This window comes from Bradyrhizobium sp. MI1.3, assembly GCF_055811695.1.
Map to the genome: position 1 here is coordinate 1 of NZ_JBVVPQ010000043.1, position 17,566 is coordinate 17,566.

At 60.4% G+C, this 17,566-nt stretch carries 15 protein-coding genes; 8 read left to right on the forward strand and 7 right to left on the reverse strand.

The window, feature by feature from the left end:
- Positions 1-307 precede the first annotated feature (307 nt).
- The 3 genes from AC0L3A_RS26650 to AC0L3A_RS26660 are packed head-to-tail and all read right to left on the reverse strand — an operon-like array spanning position 308 to position 4,056.
- Positions 308-658 carry a phasin gene (locus AC0L3A_RS26650; RefSeq protein ID WP_007601250.1) on the reverse strand — a complete coding sequence of 117 codons (351 nt, stop codon included), beginning with the start codon at positions 656-658 and terminating at the stop codon, positions 308-310.
- Positions 659-675: 17 nt separating this feature from the next.
- On the reverse strand, positions 676-1,539 hold the full coding sequence (locus AC0L3A_RS26655) for an alpha/beta fold hydrolase (protein ID WP_007601249.1): 864 nt from the start codon (positions 1,537-1,539) through the stop codon (positions 676-678).
- 9 nt (positions 1,540-1,548) lie between these two features.
- Positions 1,549-4,056 carry an alpha/beta hydrolase gene (locus tag AC0L3A_RS26660; RefSeq protein ID WP_007601248.1) on the reverse strand — a complete coding sequence of 836 codons (2,508 nt, stop codon included), beginning with the start codon at positions 4,054-4,056 and terminating at the stop codon, positions 1,549-1,551.
- 133 nt (positions 4,057-4,189) lie between these two features.
- Between AC0L3A_RS26660 and AC0L3A_RS26665 the strand changes: the two genes are divergently transcribed.
- The 5 genes from AC0L3A_RS26665 to AC0L3A_RS26685 all read left to right on the forward strand — a co-directional run bounded on the left by AC0L3A_RS26665 (position 4,190) and on the right by AC0L3A_RS26685 (position 7,568).
- Entirely contained in the window at positions 4,190-5,116 is a 927-nt protein-coding gene (locus AC0L3A_RS26665) for an alpha/beta fold hydrolase (RefSeq protein ID WP_007601247.1), read from the forward strand.
- On the forward strand, positions 5,113-5,706 hold the full coding sequence (locus tag AC0L3A_RS26670; protein ID WP_007601246.1) for a hypothetical protein: 594 nt from the start codon (positions 5,113-5,115) through the stop codon (positions 5,704-5,706). The genes AC0L3A_RS26665 and AC0L3A_RS26670 overlap by 4 nt, the downstream gene beginning before the upstream one ends.
- 89 nt (positions 5,707-5,795) lie before the next feature.
- Positions 5,796-6,443, forward strand: a complete 648-nt coding sequence (locus AC0L3A_RS26675; protein ID WP_007601245.1) for a CoA transferase subunit A — start codon at positions 5,796-5,798, stop codon at positions 6,441-6,443.
- A gap of 4 nt (positions 6,444-6,447) precedes the next feature.
- Positions 6,448-7,098, forward strand: coding sequence for a 3-oxoacid CoA-transferase subunit B (locus tag AC0L3A_RS26680; RefSeq protein ID WP_007601244.1), 651 nt, complete (start codon positions 6,448-6,450; stop codon positions 7,096-7,098).
- A gap of 11 nt (positions 7,099-7,109) precedes the next feature.
- A complete protein-coding gene (locus AC0L3A_RS26685) occupies positions 7,110-7,568 on the forward strand; it encodes a MaoC family dehydratase (RefSeq protein WP_007601243.1) in 459 nt (152 codons plus the stop codon).
- A 17-nt stretch (positions 7,569-7,585) separates the two neighbouring features.
- Here the strand turns inward: AC0L3A_RS26685 and fabI are convergent, their stop codons facing one another.
- From fabI to AC0L3A_RS26705, 4 genes are read right to left on the reverse strand one after another with little or no spacing between them, the layout of a single operon-like run.
- Positions 7,586-8,374: an enoyl-ACP reductase FabI gene (gene fabI, locus AC0L3A_RS26690; protein WP_007601242.1), complete on the reverse strand. Its 789-nt coding sequence runs from the start codon at positions 8,372-8,374 to the stop codon at positions 7,586-7,588.
- Complete coding sequence (locus tag AC0L3A_RS26695; RefSeq protein ID WP_007601241.1) at positions 8,371-9,585, reverse strand: acetate/propionate family kinase; 1,215 nt, start codon at positions 9,583-9,585, stop codon at positions 8,371-8,373. The genes fabI and AC0L3A_RS26695 overlap by 4 nt, the downstream gene beginning before the upstream one ends.
- A 5-nt stretch (positions 9,586-9,590) precedes the next feature.
- The gene (locus tag AC0L3A_RS26700) at positions 9,591-10,553 is read right to left on the reverse strand and encodes a phosphate acetyltransferase (RefSeq protein WP_007601240.1); all 963 of its coding nucleotides are present in this window, start codon (positions 10,551-10,553) and stop codon (positions 9,591-9,593) included.
- Positions 10,554-10,576: 23 nt separating this feature from the next.
- Positions 10,577-12,802 carry a DUF3141 domain-containing protein gene (locus AC0L3A_RS26705; protein WP_007601239.1) on the reverse strand — a complete coding sequence of 742 codons (2,226 nt, stop codon included), beginning with the start codon at positions 12,800-12,802 and terminating at the stop codon, positions 10,577-10,579.
- Between the two features lie 266 nt (positions 12,803-13,068).
- On the opposite strand from AC0L3A_RS26705, the gene AC0L3A_RS26710 reads away from it, so the two are divergent.
- The 3 genes from AC0L3A_RS26710 (at position 13,069) to AC0L3A_RS26720 (ending at position 17,446) form a co-directional block, all read left to right on the forward strand.
- Positions 13,069-13,602 (forward strand): GNAT family N-acetyltransferase, encoded by a 534-nt coding sequence (locus AC0L3A_RS26710; RefSeq protein ID WP_473255451.1) that lies wholly within the window; start codon positions 13,069-13,071, stop codon positions 13,600-13,602.
- A 1,529-nt stretch (positions 13,603-15,131) separates the two neighbouring features.
- Positions 15,132-16,397, forward strand: coding sequence for a glycosyltransferase family 2 protein (locus tag AC0L3A_RS26715; protein ID WP_007601236.1), 1,266 nt, complete (start codon positions 15,132-15,134; stop codon positions 16,395-16,397).
- Entirely contained in the window at positions 16,394-17,446 is a 1,053-nt protein-coding gene (locus tag AC0L3A_RS26720) for an HlyD family secretion protein (RefSeq protein WP_007601235.1), read from the forward strand. Before AC0L3A_RS26715 ends, AC0L3A_RS26720 begins: the two co-directional genes overlap by 4 nt.
- Positions 17,447-17,566 lie beyond the last annotated feature (120 nt).

Genomic DNA, 17,566 nt, shown 5'->3' on the forward strand with positions numbered 1-17,566 from the left:
CACCTCCCGCAGAACAAAAGCGGAAAGTGTAACCCATGTGTCCGGTACGAACTGTCACCTATGTCTCGGGTCGCTCACCACATGACGCCAATCTGCGATATTTCCTCCGATCGTCCGCCTAAACGGTGGGTTAGATCAGGGTAGGTGCTCGCGCACGGGCAAGGCCTTCCGTCATGAGACGGCGGAACCTCGGAAAACCCCAAATGCAGAGCTGCCTGGTGGGGTTTCATCACGTCACTCATTGATCCTAGTTGCTCAATAAACGATTCCCAGCTTTGCAAGCGACAGCGTCCGCGACGAGCGTGGCTCAATTCTTTGGTGCAAACGCTTCGGTCGCCGCCTTCATGGCAGACTCGCTCATGCTTTTGCTTTGCTCGGTGAGCAATCGCATTTGCGCCTGGAAAAAATCAGATTGAATCTCGAGCGCGTCCTGCATGTCCTTGGCCTGCATGAGTTTGTCGCCGAGGCCGAACGTCGCCGTGACGTTGCGTTGCATGTAGCCGCAGAACTCCTTGGCGTGGTTTGCTATCGGCAGCTTCGAGGCGTTCAGTCCCATTTCCAGCTGCTCGAAATACTCCGCGTTGGCCTTACGCAGGCGAAGAAGCGTCTCGGCGAGCATGGTGCGGATATCCGCTGCGGATGGATTGATATCGGCCATGGTGTCATTCCTCCTTGTTATGCCGCAAGTCCCCCGAACCACGCACCAAAATAGCCGGCGTAGAGCGCGGGCATTTCGAGATTCATCGAATGTCCGATACCGGGCACGACGACGAGGCGGCAGTCCGGCATTGCCGCGGCCATCGCATGAAGATCCGCGGGAGGGATCCAGCCGTCCCGTTCGCCCCACAATACCAGGTGCGAATGCCCGATCTCCGGCATGCGGCTCTCCAATTCCCGACTCTCCCGCTCGCGCGTGAGATTGACGGGCGTCCCGATCCAGATCCCTTCGGAGACGCCGAAGGTTTGTTCGATGATCCGGTCGAACAGCGCCTGGATGTCCGCGCCCCCTGGACGGAATTGCGGGACCTTATTCGGCGCCATGCTTTCCGGCACGAACAGCGATGAGGCCGCGGTCGCCATCACCGACCGGGTCACCTCCTTGCTCGCCATCATGGCGCGGAACAGCCCGATCTGGTCGGCATTAAAAGCCATGCCGAGCGGCGTGACCGGATCAAGCGCAAATACCCGCCCGAATCGCCGTGGCTGCATCAGGAGCATGCGGGCCGCGATGATGCCGCCGGTTGAATGCGTTGCAAGATGGCAGTAGTTGATGTCCAGGGTATCGAGCGCAGCCAGCATGTCCTTTGCGTGCTGCTGCATCGTGTAGTTGGTGTAGTCAACCGCAGGTTTCGGCCGGTCGCTGTCGCCGCAGCCGCGCCAGTCAATGCCGATGACGCGAAGACCAGAAGGAAACAGCGGCGCAGCGAGTTCGATCCAGTCCTTGCTGGCGAGATTGCCGTGGATGAAGACGACGGTAATGTCGCCTTTGCCCCACTCTCGCCAGCCCAGCTGGACTTCGCCCGCTTGCACCATCGGCATGGACCGGTCCTACTTGTTCAGGCCGGCGGTGGGCGCGGCGCCGGCCGGCGTCGGTGCCACCGGCAAAGCAGAAGCCACCGAGCCCTTGATCATACGATCGGTTCCAACCGGCGACGACGTGTCGACGCTTCCGCGCGTCACGAAATCCACTACATCTACCGGGTATTCAACCGGGTTGTCCGTGTGGATGAAGTGCCCGGTCTCCGGATAAATCTTGAGGATCGGCCGGTTGCCCGCATTGGTCATGCGTGTCATGAAGGGCGTGATGGCATCGCGTCCGAGATCCGTCAGTCCATTGAACGCCGGCGTCGGGATGAACGGCTCCTTGTCGCCGAAGACGAGAAAGATCGGAGCCTTGATCTGCGTGAGCCGCTCGTACAGGTTTTTCGGATCATCCTGCTGGAGCTCCGCTCCGATCGTGTAGACGTCGTAGATGAACACGTTGCACCACTGCTCGAGCTCCTTCGGATTGCCTTTAGTCAGCCCAACGCGCTGCTCGGTGTGGAAGCGGGCATATTCGCTGTCGCTGAAGAAATAGCCGCTCTTCGCCGCAGACACCGCGCCAGTCTCCGGATCGCGTTTCTTGAAATAGAAGAAGTCGCGGATGTTCTGCTCGTCACGCGCCTTCTCGGCGGCCAGAATGCCGGTCTGGTCCCAGGTCGCCCTCCACTTGTCGAAGTCATGATCGAAGGCCGGGTCGAACAGCGGCGCCTTTTTGCCCTTGGCGATGGTGATCTCGCGAGGATATTCCTCGAGACCTGATGGCGCCTCCAGCGCGAGACCCTGCACTGCATCCGGCCAGGTCAGGGCATAACCCATCACGAACTGACCGCCGAGCGAATGGCCGAGATAATACGCCTTCTTGACGCCGAGCTGGTTGACGACGAGATCGTAGATGACCTCGCGCATGTCCTGCATGGTGCGCGCCGGACTCTTGTCGAGATTGCCGGGTCCGGACATACCGTAATGCGGCAGGTCGGGCACGATCACGCGCAAGCCGCTACGCAGCGCATACTGCATGATGTTGCCGTAGTGCCCGCCGAACGCGCCTTTGCCATGGACGATCACAAGGATCTTCGGATCCTTCTCCGTGCCGGCGTATTCATCCATGTAGCCGATCTGCCAGGAATTTCCGCCCTTGTCTTTGGCATTGGCGTATTTGACCGGATAGGGATAGGTCACGAACTCTTTCCAGAACGACTTTTTGGGGTCGATGTTCTCGGCGACGCCGGGCACGCGATAATTCTTGTCAACGAATTTCTGCGCGCGGTCGAGGCTCGCCACATCATCCATGAAGGCAACGAACTTCGGGTCGTTCTTGCGCTGGTTGATGATCGGAAACACACCATAATGTGCGACCGGGCTTTCCTGAGCGATAAGGTCCGCACCGGGTACACGGTCGACAGCCTTCTGAGCCAACTTGAAGTTCAGCCACAGGTCGTTGGTAATGTGCATCACCAACGTGCGCGCCTGGATCCGGCCGAGATAAGCATTGATGTTGTGGGTCTCGCCGACACGGTTGCGCCAGACCAGGTCGACCGCATCGTAAAGCTTGGCACGGTTGACGACGTTCAAAGCCGCCTTTTCGTTCGGGGGGTCCCAATAAAAAATTTCGGGCTGGACGGCGCCCCAATTCTGGGTCGTACGGAACGCAAAGTCATAGCCGGTCATGCCGAGGATCGACCAGCCGAACGCCACGCCCGGCATCGGATGCTTCTCTTTGGGCAGCTTGTAATAATCACCATTCGTTTCCTGCCACACCGGATCGGATTCGATCGCCGCGGTCATCATCTGGAATGTCCAGTTGCCGACAGGATCTTCCCCATCCGACTGCGTGGTGCCACCGATCGGCATCATTGCGCCGATATATTCGGGATGCATCACGCCCCAGACATAGGTCTGCGTGCCGCCCATGGAAACGCCGGACACTAGGGCCACGCGCGCGACCTTCAGCCCGTCGCGCAGCATGCGATAATTGGCCTGGACCATGTCATAGTAGCTGTACTGCGGAAACTTTACGCCGAGACCGTCCGAAGGTTTGCTGGCGCCCCAGGTTCCGAGCGGATCGACCATGATGACATAATAACGATCCGTATCGATGGGACGGCCGGGACCAATAATTGGCACGGTGCCTGACAAGGCTGCTCCTTTGACCCACTGCTCGTACATGTCGGTGGCATCGCCGGAATAATATGAGTTGATGACGACGGCATTGGTGATCTCACCGGCGGCGTTGCGCCGCGGCGTACCGACCGCGATATAGGCGGTGTGCAATTTCCCGACGCCCAAAGATTCGAGCGTGACGCCGCCCTCGCCGCCATTCTCCCACTTCGAGGGATCGGCCAGATCGTACTTGCCCCCAAGTCGAAAATTCGCGATCTCGTAGGTCTTCTTCAGCCCGTCATGCTGCATCTGCGACGAGCGGCGCGTGAAGGGCTGCGCAACCGCGAGCGATGTCCCGATCAACAGCAACAGCAGGCTGATGAGATATCGCCGCATGACATGTCTCCCGACCATGGCGAATTCCTCCGGCAGGCTTTGATTTTGCCAAACGCTAGGAGAGGACGCGGCGCGACCCTTGATCTAGCGCAAGGGAATTCGCACTGCCCGCGCGAGTGTCTTGGCACCGAATTACATGCCGGACGCCGCAATGCCTTTCCTCACGCACGGCTCCTACCGGATCCGGTATGAGCTCGACGGTCCTGTGACGGCGCCGGCCTACGTGCTGGTCAATGGACTGACTCAATACTCCGAACTGTGGACCGCTTACCGAGACGCGCTCATCGCACGGGGATTTCGCGTTGCGACATTCGATCTGCTCGGCCAGGGCGCCTCCGACAAGCCGACGCTCTTCATCAATCAGGACGACCATGTCCTTGCGCTGCATCGCCTGATCGAAATGCTCGGTGAAGGTCCGGTCTTCCTCAGTGGAATCAGCTTCGGTGGCCTGATCGCGCTGCGCTACGCGATCGAGCATTGGAGGCGCCTCTCGGGTCTGGTGCCAATGAGTTGCTTTGCCGAGCTTTCGCCTCAACTTCTCCTGATCGGCAACGCACTACGCACCGGCCTAATTCTGGGTGGAACCGGCTATCTCCAGGATCTGCTGCTGCCGATGAATCTGTCCGATGAATGGTTGAAGCCGCTGTTGGATAAGCTCGACGGTGTCAAGCGGCAGGGCTGGCTGGTCAATGACCTCTACGCGCTGCAGAACCTGATGGAGTCGTTCCTCGACTTCCAGCCGCTGACGCCGCAACTCGCCTCGATCGCCGTCCCAACCATGATCCTGAACGGAGAGTTCGACTTCCTGACGCCGCGTGCCCTCCACGAGACGCTGCGAGTCGGAATCCCCAACAGCGCGCTCGTGATCATCCCGGGCGCCTATCACGCTTTCACGTTGGAAAAGGGTGCGCTCACAGCCGACCTGCTCGCGCGCTTCGCCGATGACGTGCTGGCCGGACGCTGGCAAGGTAACAAAGCGGTCTGGATTGCGCCCGAAGACCCTGGTGGTGAGCTCACTCCATTTCCCGCCAGCTACGACCATCTGCGTGCCATCCCCGTCCAGAGGACCCGGGCATGAGCGGACTTCTCGGACCACTCGACTCCGAAGGCCGAGTGCCGCACAGCCAGCAGACTCGCGTCGCCGCTTTCCTGATCTCGGCCCATGGCGCTCTCGCAAGGCAATTCGCCCTCGCCCTGCCGGCGAAGTTCGAGGCCGGCTGGCAGACAGAATTGAACGCTCAGTTCTACCGAGAGAGCGAGATCGTGTCGCTTCTGATGCGCGCAACCACATGGGTGCCGGACCTCGCCCTTGGCTATATGGCCATATCCTGGGAGGCCGCCTGGCTTCCGACGCCGAACGAAGGCATTGCCGATCGCATTCTTTGGCAAGCAGTCCACCTCGCCACGCTCGCGCATGCCGTCCACGCCGGGATCCGGCCAGCGGCGTTACTACCGCTTGAGGCAAACCCGAATGACCCCTTCGTGATGGCGCTACGCCGCATCGAGTTCGAGAGCGGACGTCTGTTGCAGGCGCAAATCCTGTTCCTGAAAGGTCCCGACCTGTTACCCTTCCGTGGCACCGTCAGCACAGTCCTGGAAAGCCGACACACCGAACTGCGCAAGCTCTGGCACGACGCGCTCGCGAGCGTGGGAATCGTCCGCGAATGATGCGGAGCCTTGACGCAGATCAAAGCAGCGCGATTTCCGCCCTCCAGCATTCATCGACGCCCTGCACGCGCCGACCGGAGTTCTCCCTCATGAAGGCCATCTCCCTCGAAGAAGCCGTCGCAATGATCCCGGTCGGCGCGAGTGTCATGGTCGGCGGATTCATGGGTGTCGGAACACCGGAGCGCCTGCTCGACGAGGTGGTGCGGCAGAAGAAGGGCGGTCTGTCGCTGATCTGCAATGATGCGGCGATCCCCGGCAAGGGCGTCGGCAAGCTGTTCGATGCTGCGCTGGTCGCGCGATTGACCGCAACGCATATCGGTCTCAATGCGAAGGCACAGCAGCAGATGCTGGCAAACCAGATCACCGTCGATCTGGTACCCCAGGGAACCTTCGTCGAGCGCATTCGTGCGGGTGGATGCGGGCTAGGTGGAGTTCTGACGCCAACCGGCGTCGGCACGCTGGTTGCGCAGGGCAAGCGCGAGATCGAAGTCGACGGAAAGCCTTTTCTGCTGGAGACAGCCTTGCGTGCACAGTTTGCGCTAGTGCACGCCTTCCTTGCCGACTACCTCGGCAACTTGGCGTACGCACTGACCTCGCGCAACTTCAATCCAGTCATGGCGATGGCCGCCGACACCGTGATCGTCACCGCGGAGAACATTGTGCCAATCGGCGTGATCGCGCCCGACCACGTCGTGACCCCGGCGCCGCTCGTCGACTACCTCATTACAAACGGGTGACGACATGGATCCGCAGATCATCATCGCCCGGCGCGTCGCCAAGGAGCTTCGGAGCGGCGACCTCGTCAATCTCGGCATCGGTATCCCGACGCTCGTCGCGAACTACGTTCCAACGGACCTGAAGGTATTCTTCCAGTCGGAAAACGGCCTGATCGGAACGGGGCCTATCCCCGAGCAAGGCCTGGCGCATCCGACGCTAACGGACGCAGGGGGGCGCCCGATTAGCGCGCTGCCCGGGGCCTCGACCTTCGACAGCGCGATGTCGTTCGGACTGATCCGCGGCGGCCATGTCGACGTCACGGTGCTTGGCGGCCTTCAAGTCGATGCCCATGGCCATCTCGCCAACTGGATGATCCCGGGCAAGATGGTTCCCGGCATGGGCGGCGCCATGGATCTCGTGAGCGGCGCGAAGCGGGTCATCGTCGCCATGCAGCACGCAGCAAAGGGCAAGTCGAAGATTGTTGCGAAATGCAGCTTGCCGCTCACCTCGGCGCGGCCAGTGAATCTAGTCGTCACCGACATGGCTGTGATCGGCTTTGCCGATGGCACGGCGACGCTTCTTGAGACCGCGCCGGGCGTCACGATCGGCGAAGTGATGGCTGCGACTGAAGCCGACCTTCTCGTCGGCGACCATGTCCCGGAGATGATGATCTGAAGGTGAAGGACATGCGGATATTCGGCAATTTTGATGAGATAAGATCTGCGGTCGGTACCGAAATCGGCGCTAGCGACTGGATCGAGGTAACGCAGGACCGGATCAACAAGTTTGCGGAAGCGACCTGCGATGAACAGTGGATCCATGTCGACCAGGAGCGCGCGAGGAAAGAAATGCCCGGCGGCACCACCATCGCCCATGGCATGCTGTCCCTGGCGCTGGCACCGATGTTCATCCGCTCGGTGATGGGGTTAAAAGGCCTCCGAAACACCCTAAACTACGGCGCCGACAGGATCAGGTACCTTTCGCCGGTCCCGGCGGGCTCAAAGCTGCGTGGCCGCGTCAGCGTTGCTGAGACGGAGGATGTCCCTCCCGACGGGCTGCGCGTGAACTATCATCTGGTCATCGAGATCGAAGGCGGCAATCGACCGGCCTGCGTGGCCGAGCTAATCGCCCTGCACTATCGCTGAGTCGCATCCCGTCCCCTTCAGTCGATGATGTGATAACCACCATCAATATAAAGAACGCTTCCTGTAATGAGCTTGGCGCCGTCGAGCGCGAGAAATGCCGTGGCGTTGCCGACGTCTTCAATGCTGACCAGGCTGCGCGACGGGGCCTTGGATTGCGCCTTGTCCATCAGTTCGTCGAACTCTGGAATGCCTGATGCCGCTCGCGTAGCCAGCGGCCCGGGCGAAATCGCGTGCACGCGGATGCCCTTCGGCCCAAGCTCGGCGGCGATGTAGCGGACGGAGGCTTCGAGCGCCGCCTTGGCCACACCCATCACATTGTAGTTTTCGACCACCATCTGGCTGCCGTAATAGGTCATCGTGAACATGGTGCCGCCGTTCTTCATCAGCGGCTCGGCCAAATGCGCCATGCGCATGAAGGACCAGCAGGAGACCTCCATCGTCTTCAGGAAGCCGTCGCGACCGACGTCCACCACACGTCCGTGCAAGGCTTCCTTCGGTGAGAATGCGATCGAGTGCAGCAGGAAATCGAGCTGGCCCCAGTCCCTCTCGACCCGGGCAAATACTTCTTCGGTCTGCCCCTCCGTCATTACATCGAGTGGCATGAAAATAGACGCCTCAAGTGCCTGGGCAAGAGGCTCGACGTGCTTCTTCGCGCGGTCGTTCAGGTAAGTGACGGCTAGATCGGCACCAAGCGCACGAAAGGCCTTGGCGCATCCCCATGCGATCGACTGGTCGTTGGCGATGCCCACGACGAGGCCTTTTTTCCCCTTCAGGGCAATCTTGGTATCCGGAAATACGGGAATCATGATGCCCTCTCCTGTCTTTGATTGGTCGATGTTCTGTTCATCAGCACTGAGAGAGTGTGCTGCGCGATCATCAGCTCCTCGTCGGTCGGCACCACATAGACTGGAATGCGACTGTCGGGACCCGAGATCAGCTGTGAGTGGCGCGTATTCTCGGCTTGATTGAGGGTGACGCCCAGCCACGCAAGCTGGCCAGCGACATGCGCGCGAATTGTTGCGGAGTTTTCGCCGATACCAGCCGTAAACACAAAGGCGTCCAGCCCCTGCAGCGCTGCGGCAAGCATGCCGGCACTGAGGCCTATGCGATAGCAGAAATATTCGACGGCCAGTCTGGCTCTCGGATCGTCACTGCTCTCCAGCACGCGCATATCGTTGCTGACGCCGGATAACCCCTTCAAGCCGCAATCGCGGTAAAGGAAGTTCTGGATGTTGGAGGCAGACATCCCCTTCTCGGAAATGAGATAGAGGACCACCCCAGGGTCGATCTGACCAGGGCGGGTTCCCATCGGAAGCCCGTCGAGAGCGGTGAAGCCCATAGTGCTTTCGACGCTTCGTCCCACGCTGAGAGCGCACATCGAGGCGCCGCTTCCGAGGTGAGCGACGATAATCCGCCCATTCGCAACTTTCGGCGCGACCTTTGGTAAGGTCTTCGCAATGTACTCGTAAGAGAGACCGTGAAAGCCGTAGCGGCGCACGCCCTCGGCATAAAGATGATGTGGAATCGCATAATGATCGGCCACCGCGCTATGTGTGCGATGAAATGCGGTATCGAAACAGGCGACCTGCGGAAGCTCCGGGAAATTGCCGAGAATCGAGCGGATCGGCGCCAGATTATGGGGTTGATGCAGCGGCGCGAGCGCGATGTACCGCTCCAGCCGGGTCACGACACCATGATCGAGCTGGATCGGCCGATCGTAGTCCGGGCCACCGTGAACGACGCGATGACCGACCGCGATCGGGTGAATGCGTTGCTCGTCCCGCAACCAGGCGCCGGCAATGTCCATCGCGGCCGGAACATCCGGCACCGCCTCGATCGGATAGGCGCGATCCGCAACCGGATCGCCGGTGGAGCCACTCGCGCGCAAACGCGGGCGGCTGCCGATCCCATCCATCTGCCCTTTCAGCTGTCGCCGCAATATTCCGTCCCCCTCGATCGAGTAGACCTGGAACTTGACGCTGGAGGAGCCGGCATTGACCACAAGGATGGTGTCCATGGCGTTCACGCGGCAATCGTTGGAGCACGCCGGCGCCGGGCATGGGCATACAGCGCTGCGACCGCGCACGAGGCCATCCGCGCACGCGCCGAATCCGCGCGTGAGGTCAGGACGACCGGGACCCGGGCTCCGAGCACGATGCCCGCGCCGTCCGCCTTGGCGAAATAGGCGAGGTTCTTTGCCAGCATGTTGCCGGCCTCCAGGTCGGGAACGACGAGGATCTGCGCGCGACCGGCGACCTCGGACTTGATCCCCTTGATGCGCGCCGCCTCCAGGTCGATGGCGTTGTCGAAAGCCAGCGGTCCGTCGAGGATCCCTCCGGTGATCTGCCCGCGATCCGCCATCTTGCAGAGTGCTGCCGCCTCGATCGTAGACGGAATTTTCGAGGTCACGGTTTCAACCGCTGACAGGATTGCCACGCGCGGTGACTTGCCGAATCCAGCTTCCACGTAAAGATCGATCGCGTTCTGGATGATGTCGCGTTTGGCGTCCAGATCAGGGAAGATGTTGATGGCCGCGTCCGTCACGAAGATGGTCTCGGCATAGGCCGGCACGTCCATCACGAAGACGTGGCTGATACGGCGGTCGGTGCGCAGGCCTCCGGCCTTCGCGGTGACCGCGCGCATCAATTCGTCGGTGTGCAAGCTGCCTTTCATCAACAGCTCACCTCGGCCGGCGTGGATCAGCTCTACCGCCTTTGCAGCGGCTTCATCGCTATGCGCTGCGTCAACGAGCTCGAAGGCCGCGATGTCGAGACCATGCCTGGCGGCCGTATCCCGGATCTTCCTTTCAGGTCCGACCAGGAGCGGCCGGATGATGCCGGCCTGTGCACTATCGACAGCGCCGCGCAATGAGCTTTCATCGCAGGGATGCACGACGATGGTTGGGGCCGGCGGCACGGCCTGCGCGGCCGCTATCAGACGGTCGTACTTGCTCGGGGACTGTGCCTGCGATGTGTCGGCTGACATGAGCCGGTTCCTTCCAGACAGCGTTACGATGCCTTCGCCTTGGGGTCGAAAGGGGCAACGTTCGACGCCCTCCCCGACGTTTCGGCGTCGAGACCGAACAGCTGCGCGACACGCTGCAGGCGGCTGGCGCGCTCGCCTGTGATGTCCTCGCTGGCCGACAGCACCTCGCTCATCGTCGTGAAAGCCGCGCGGCGCTGATTGACATCGTCGGGAAGCAACTTCGGGATAACGGCCAGCGCCGCCTCGCGATCGAGCAGCAGCATGAAGAACTGCTCGCGAACCAGCATCTTAAATTCGGCAAGCGCTAATCGCGCTCCGCTGTTGTCGTGACGAGCCTGACGCAACGCCTCGATGCTGCGTTCATCCACCATTCCTCTCGCCGAGCCGATATAAAGCAGGGCACGGATGGCCGCCTCGCGAAGCCCGCCTTCGCCAATCCTGGATCGGAGCTCGGCGATCCGTTTGTCGAGCATGGCACGGTGTTCGGCCGGCATCTCGCGCCCGCGCGACGGTTCAGCTTTCGGATCTATGCCGACCGCCGCCTGTAGCGCCGGGGAGCCGTAGACGTTGAGGAAGATGGCCTCGCTCATCGCTTCCTGCGAATCGCGCCAGCTGTCCAGCGCATGAACGATCTGCTTAGAGACCTGCTCCTGAAATGCCAGGAACGGATTGTCGTTCGAAACCGGCTTGCGGTTCTCTTCTAGCCCTTCCGCTGCCGATTTCACCGCCGTCATCCATGGATTCTGACTGCTGAAGGCCTCATACTGCGTCCGCAGCGGGTGCAGGTTACGCATCAAATCTGCCGTCTGCGGCGCCACCATGCCCTTGATCCAGGGCTGCACGAACTTGCGATAGGCGGCAAGATTAAGCTCCGAGACGCGTTTGGCCGCGGCAAAGCGCCGCTCGTCCTCAGGCGAATTGCCGCCCATGGCACGAATATCCTCGAGCGTTCGGGCCTCGCAGCGCATCACCCATTGGCCAACAACGAGATCGGAACTGGTGGTTTCCTCGTCCTTGGCTTCGAACGTCGCTTCGTAAAGGCCGGGCGGTAGTACATCGATCAGATCGATGTTGCTGGAAAATTCAGCGTGCTCCTTCTTGGCGACGCCGCCCGAGACGAAGATGCCGAGATGGCCGACGCTCTCGTGAACGGTATAGACGATCGTTTGCCCATAGGCCCTGATGTCATCCACGTCGGCGTAGCATTCGAGGATCCAACCCAGCGCCTGCTGCGGCGGAGTGATGTTGTCGCCCTTGGAGCAGAACACCACGATCGGCGAACTGATGTTGCGCAGGTCTACCTTCTGCCCGTCGGATAGGGTGATATTGCCAGCGGCCAAGTTGTTGCCAACGAAGAGTTCGTCGACAATGAACTGAATCTCCTCGGCGTTGAGATTGACGTGCCCACCCCACCAGCGCTCGAACTCGAGGTAGCGATCGGCTTCGGTATCCACCTTCGAATAGACATTGTACTGCTTGGTCCAGAGCGTGTTCGACGGGTTTTGGCCTTCGAAGTTCTGGACCAGCCAGGCACCATCGAACTTCCCACCGCCGAGATCGCTAACGAGCGCAGTTAGCCAGCTTCCGCCCAGCAGGCCGCCCGAATATCGCATCGGATTTTTACCATGCACGCCGGCCCAGTACGCGAGCGGGGCTCCGGCGATGATCAGTGGACCGAACAGATCCGGCCGAACCGAAGCCAGGATCATGACCGCCCATCCGGCTTGGCAATTGCCTATGACGCAGGGTTTCCCGTCAGCGTCCGGATGGAGACTGATCACCTTTTCGATGAACAGTGCCTCGGCACGCGCGATACGCTCGATCGTCTGGCCCGGCACCGGCTCCGGCAGGAAGCCGATGAAGTAGCAGGGATGTCCCGCCTTCATCGCGACGCCGATCTCGCTGTCGGCCTTGAACCCGCCGATCCCTGGACCGTGCCCGGCGCGTGGATCAATCACGATGAACGGCCGCCGTGTGGAATCGATCTCGACGCCGGCTGGCGGGATAATGCGGACAAGCGCGTAATTGACGGGTTCGTCCAACTTGCGGCCATCAATGATCAGTTCGGCCGCATATTGCAGAACGTGTGGCGCGGTTTGGGCGACGTGCTCCCGATATTGGTCGCCGCGCCGGCGCATCACATCGAGAAAGAGTATGCTCCGTTGCCCCGCATCGACCATGTATTCAACGGCCGAGGCGACGAGACCGGACATCGAACCGCCGGGCGTTCCAGGCACTTCCATCTGCATGCTCCGACCTCAATGTCGTATGAATGCATCCAAAGCCCGCCGCAACTGCAGGCCTTTGATATAGGTCAATGCTGGACGGCGAGTACGCCGACCCAGTCGTGTCACGTCGGTCCTCCCGCCGGAATGTGTCGAGCTGACTGCCGAGATTCAGGCCGCCCGCTTTTTTGCGAGGTCCCTTGATACAAATCAAACGGGCAGCCGACCGCCCCATTCATAGACGAGCCTCAGGCCGACGTGTTTTCCGGCCGCCTGAGCCGAGACCTCGCATGCCGGACATCGCCAAATACAGCGTGACGGAACCCTTGCGGGACGGCAGCACGTCCGAAATCCGAGCGCTGCGGCCGGCCGACGAGACGGCCGTCCTCGACGCGCTGGATCAGACCAGCAAGCAGTCGTTGCAGCGCCGTTTTTTTGGGATCAAGCGTCATTTCTCGGACAAGGAGCGCGCGTTCTTCATGGATGTCGACTTCATGAATCACGTCGCGCTGGTGTGCGAGGTCGGGCAATCCGAGCGTACAATGATTGTCGGAGGCGCTCGATATGTCGTGTTTGAGCCCGGACGAGCCGAGTTGGCGTTCGTCGTCATCGACGCTTGGCAGGGCCGAGGCATCGGCTCCATCTTGATGCGCCACCTTGGCGAGATCGCCTCCAATAACGGATTGCGTGAGCTGACTGCGGAGGTCCTGCCCGAAAACAAGTCAATGCTGGCGGTGCTCGGCAAGTTTGGCTTCAGGCGGGACGGGAACCGCGACCCCCACACGATGCATTTGGCGCTACGCCTGGACAATGAGGGGCGGTGATCAATGAGCGGTAAATGGTTCGGGCCCGCGCGCTCAAACTCAACGCTGGTTCATTGACCACAAGAACTCCAGCAGGATTATGCCGCGAGGTGTATCCGTCGGCGTTACGGAAAGCGTGGGCCGCACGTACGAGCAACGTGTTGCTGTAAGGCCGATCCGAGAATGCCGGACTTACCACCAGAGAACACGCTCTCGCGCATCGCCAAGCCGCGAGTTCTCTCGCGCACGAGCCGTCATGAACCTTGCTGATGTCGCAGTCGAAGAGGCACATTATGAAACCCTTTACTCTGCTGCTCGCTTCAGCATCTATGTTCGCATGCGCTGACGATAGCCACGCAGTCGTGAGAATTGCCAATGACCGCGGTGGCTTGATTCAACGTTACCTTGATCGATATGAGGAGTTGAATGAGACTGGCCAGACTGTGATTATCGATGGCCTCTGCGCGTCCGCCTGCACGATCGTATTAGCAAAGATCCCATCAGATAGAGTTTGCGTGACAGAAAGGGCAAACCTTGCTTTCCACGCAGCTTGGGATCTCAGCGCCGGCGGACGCCATATTACAAATCGAGAAGCTACACGGATGATCTATTCGATGTACCCGGCTCCAGTTCGGAGTTGGATCTCAGGCCGGGGTGGTCTGTCGCCCCACACAATCTTCCTTCGCGGTGCGCAGTTACAGACGATATTTGCGCGCTGCTATTTGGACTCTGCAGTCTTCTTGCGGTCATAGTCCTAACCCCGCGTCTCGGCCTGCAGCGATGGCCGCATGCAAGTCACTGAAGTCGCTTTGATCTATCTCAATTCTCTGACAGGAGCGGGTATCAGTTTGAGGGAGTCGCGTCCATCGTTCCGCCGCGCCGGCCGGACGGTTGGGCGCTTCCAGGGAGCTCGATATGATCAAATCGCTCGGAATCGCCGCATTCGCCTTCTTCTTCGCAGTATCGGCTCAGGCGATGACGCCTGCCCCGATTGCACAGCCCGAAAGCCTGATTACGGAAGTCGCTGCTGCCTGCGGCGTCGGTAGGACACGTATCAATGGCGTGTGCGTCGCACGGACGACCGTCCGTCAAACCCGTCGGGCGGTCCGCAGATGTGTGAGAGGGACAACGTGCTGATTGCTTGTCCTCAAGGACAATACGCAAAGTGGTTCATCGTGATTAGATTTGGGGAGTACCGACCCCAACGGTACATCGACGCCCCCCACCGGCCTCAGTCTTTCCAGACTGGGGCCGTCTTGCGCCTGAAAGGTTGGACGGACCGGTCACCTTGTGGGTTTCATCGAACCGGGAACAACTCCAACCGCAAAGCTGATGCCGGCACGCCAACAATCAGCCTTCGAGAGCCGGTCATCGTCAACCGACGAAGCCGACGATGCAGATGAATAGCGCAGACACAAAAAGCAAAAGTTTACGCAATTTACCCCGCGACCATCAACGCGATGGTCTTCATTTTCCCGTCTGATAATTGCCTTGCGCGCCTTGTTTGGTCGGATGCTGGGAATGGTCCTGTCGTAGCGGAGGTGGCCGGCATGTCCGAAATGATGGAAGTGCTCGCCGGAACGAGTTTATTTCTACTCGCCTTCTCGCTGCTGATATTCGACATCCCCCGCTACACCTTGTCGCTGGTGTCTCTTGCTCTGTTCAGCTCGAAGCGGCGAAGCGTCGGCGGGACGGTTTGCCAGGCGACGGTAAGCGTGATTATCCCGACATTCAACGGCGGCTCCGGGCTTGCTCCTTCGATCAGCTCGCTGCGCCGGCAAACCCTCCGACCTGTCGAAATCATCGTCGTCGACGACGGCTCCACCGACGCAACACGCGCGGTCGCGGAGCGGGCGAAAGCGCAGGGCCTGGTTGACATGGTCATCTGCCATGGGACCCGCTGCGGCCGCAGCGCTGCCATCAACGCTGCAGCACGGTTTGCCCGCGGCGATCTTCTTTTGACCGTAGATGCCGACACTGTCTTCGAACCGAACGCGGTTGAGCGACTCGCGGCTGCCTTCGACGATCCGCTCGTCGCCGGCGCAAGTTGCAACATCGCGATCAGTAACGAGCGCGACTCGATATGGACAGGACTTCAAAGCGTCGAATACCTGATGTCGATCACCGCGGGGCGGTCGATCCTCGACGTGGTGGATGCGATCGCGTGTCTGTCCGGAGCCTGTTCCATGTATCGCCGGGATATTTTCGCGCAGCAGGGCGGGCTCGACGTCGGCCCGGGAGAGGATATGGAGTACACCTTGCGGCTCCGCAGACTCGGCTATGTCATTCGGTTCGTGTCCGACGCCTGGGCGGAAACAGCCGGCCCCGCAAGCGGCGTAAGTCTATTGCGACAGCGCGCGCGCTGGGATCGCGATGCTCTGCGCATCCGCTTCATGATGTATGGCGAGCTGAGTTTTCGCCATCCGCTGGAGCGTTTACCGGACACGATCCAACGGCTTGACTTCATCGTCTTTGATCTCGTCCCGACGCTCAGCCTACCGTTCTACTTGGCCTACATTGTGCTGTTGTTCGGCTCGGATGCCGTGCTGTTTCTGTCGGCGGTCTACCTGTTGTTGCTCTGGATCTCGGTCTTCAATATGGCACTTGTGTTCGCCCTGTTCCATCGGTCCGTCGGAACGTTTGGCTGGAAGATGGCTCTGATCTTTCCCTTTTACCAGGGTGTCTATCTGAAGTGCGCGCGCTTCTTTTCCTACTCTTCGGAAATCATCTTTGCCTCGTCGCGGAACGATGATTTCGTGCCGCCGCGCGTTCGCCGTGCACTATTCGGCGATCGGACGAAGGAAGTGGCCAAATGACCGTCACCCTAACACGACTCGATCCCCATATCCCCGATCCCATCGAGAGCCGTCGGCGTGCGGCCGGACGGGCCGTCCGCGCCGCCTATGCGACAATCGTATTCGGCATACTCGCATTCTTTGTCGTCTATTTCGGGAGGCCAATTCTTTATCTCGGCGGCCCGGGCAGCGTGTCCTCACCGAGATATTTGGTTTCACTGCCTTACATCGTGCAGATCAACAGCATCACCGTGCTGAGAGGTGCATCGGTCAAGGCCGGCGACGAAATCGGAAGGGTTCGGTCTCCGCAGCACGATGAGATTGTCGCCACCTATATGCGCTCGCTCGCGGACATCGCCGGTCGCAAAGCGGAACTGCGTGTTAAGGCCCGGGTTGCGCGCGAATCTCTCGACGCGGCGCGCTCACATCTGCGGCTTGCTGAGGAAGCTGTCGAACTTATCGCAAACTCATCGGCCGCGAGCCTGAATTACCGCATAGACATGTCCCGGGAGCGCGCCTTGGCGAACAAAGCCGTGGTCTCGCAGGAGGCGGAAGCCGCCGAAGCCAGCACTCAATTGGCCGCTCTCGACGAATTCAGCCGGCAACTCGGTGATCGCCTCGAAAAGGTTGAAAGCAGCTTTGCAGACGGGAGAGTCTTCGCGCCCATAGCTGGCATAGTCGCGAACAATCCTGCGCGCGCCGGCCAATCCCTGGTGGCGGGCACTCCGATTGCAGAAATTCTCGACCCCACGGATGTCTTTGTCGACTGGTACGTTCCTAACGAACGCCTGTCCGATCCAAAAGTCGGCAACGAAGTCTTTGTGCTGTTCGGCAACCGACGAATTCTGGGCAAGATCGCGGAAATCCTCCCGGTGTCAGATGTGTACCCCGGGGCGGGTTCGTCGGCGGCGCGCGAGCGTACCGCCTCGCAAATCGCGCGAATTCGGTTCAACCCAGGCGCTCATCGCCCGGCGCTGAACTCGGCCGTCGACGTTCACATGCACTACACACAACTGAGCGCGCGGATCGCTTCAGTGCTGGTGAGATTATTCGGGCTCGACGAGCTGTGAGAGTGAGCGAGGTGCAGCATGCAGGTCGAAGCGAACCAAACGGGTTGCCCGGCTTGCGGCTCCTCCACGCTAGAATTGTTTCCAGTATTCCACCACATGATGTGCGCCTATGTTGGTCCG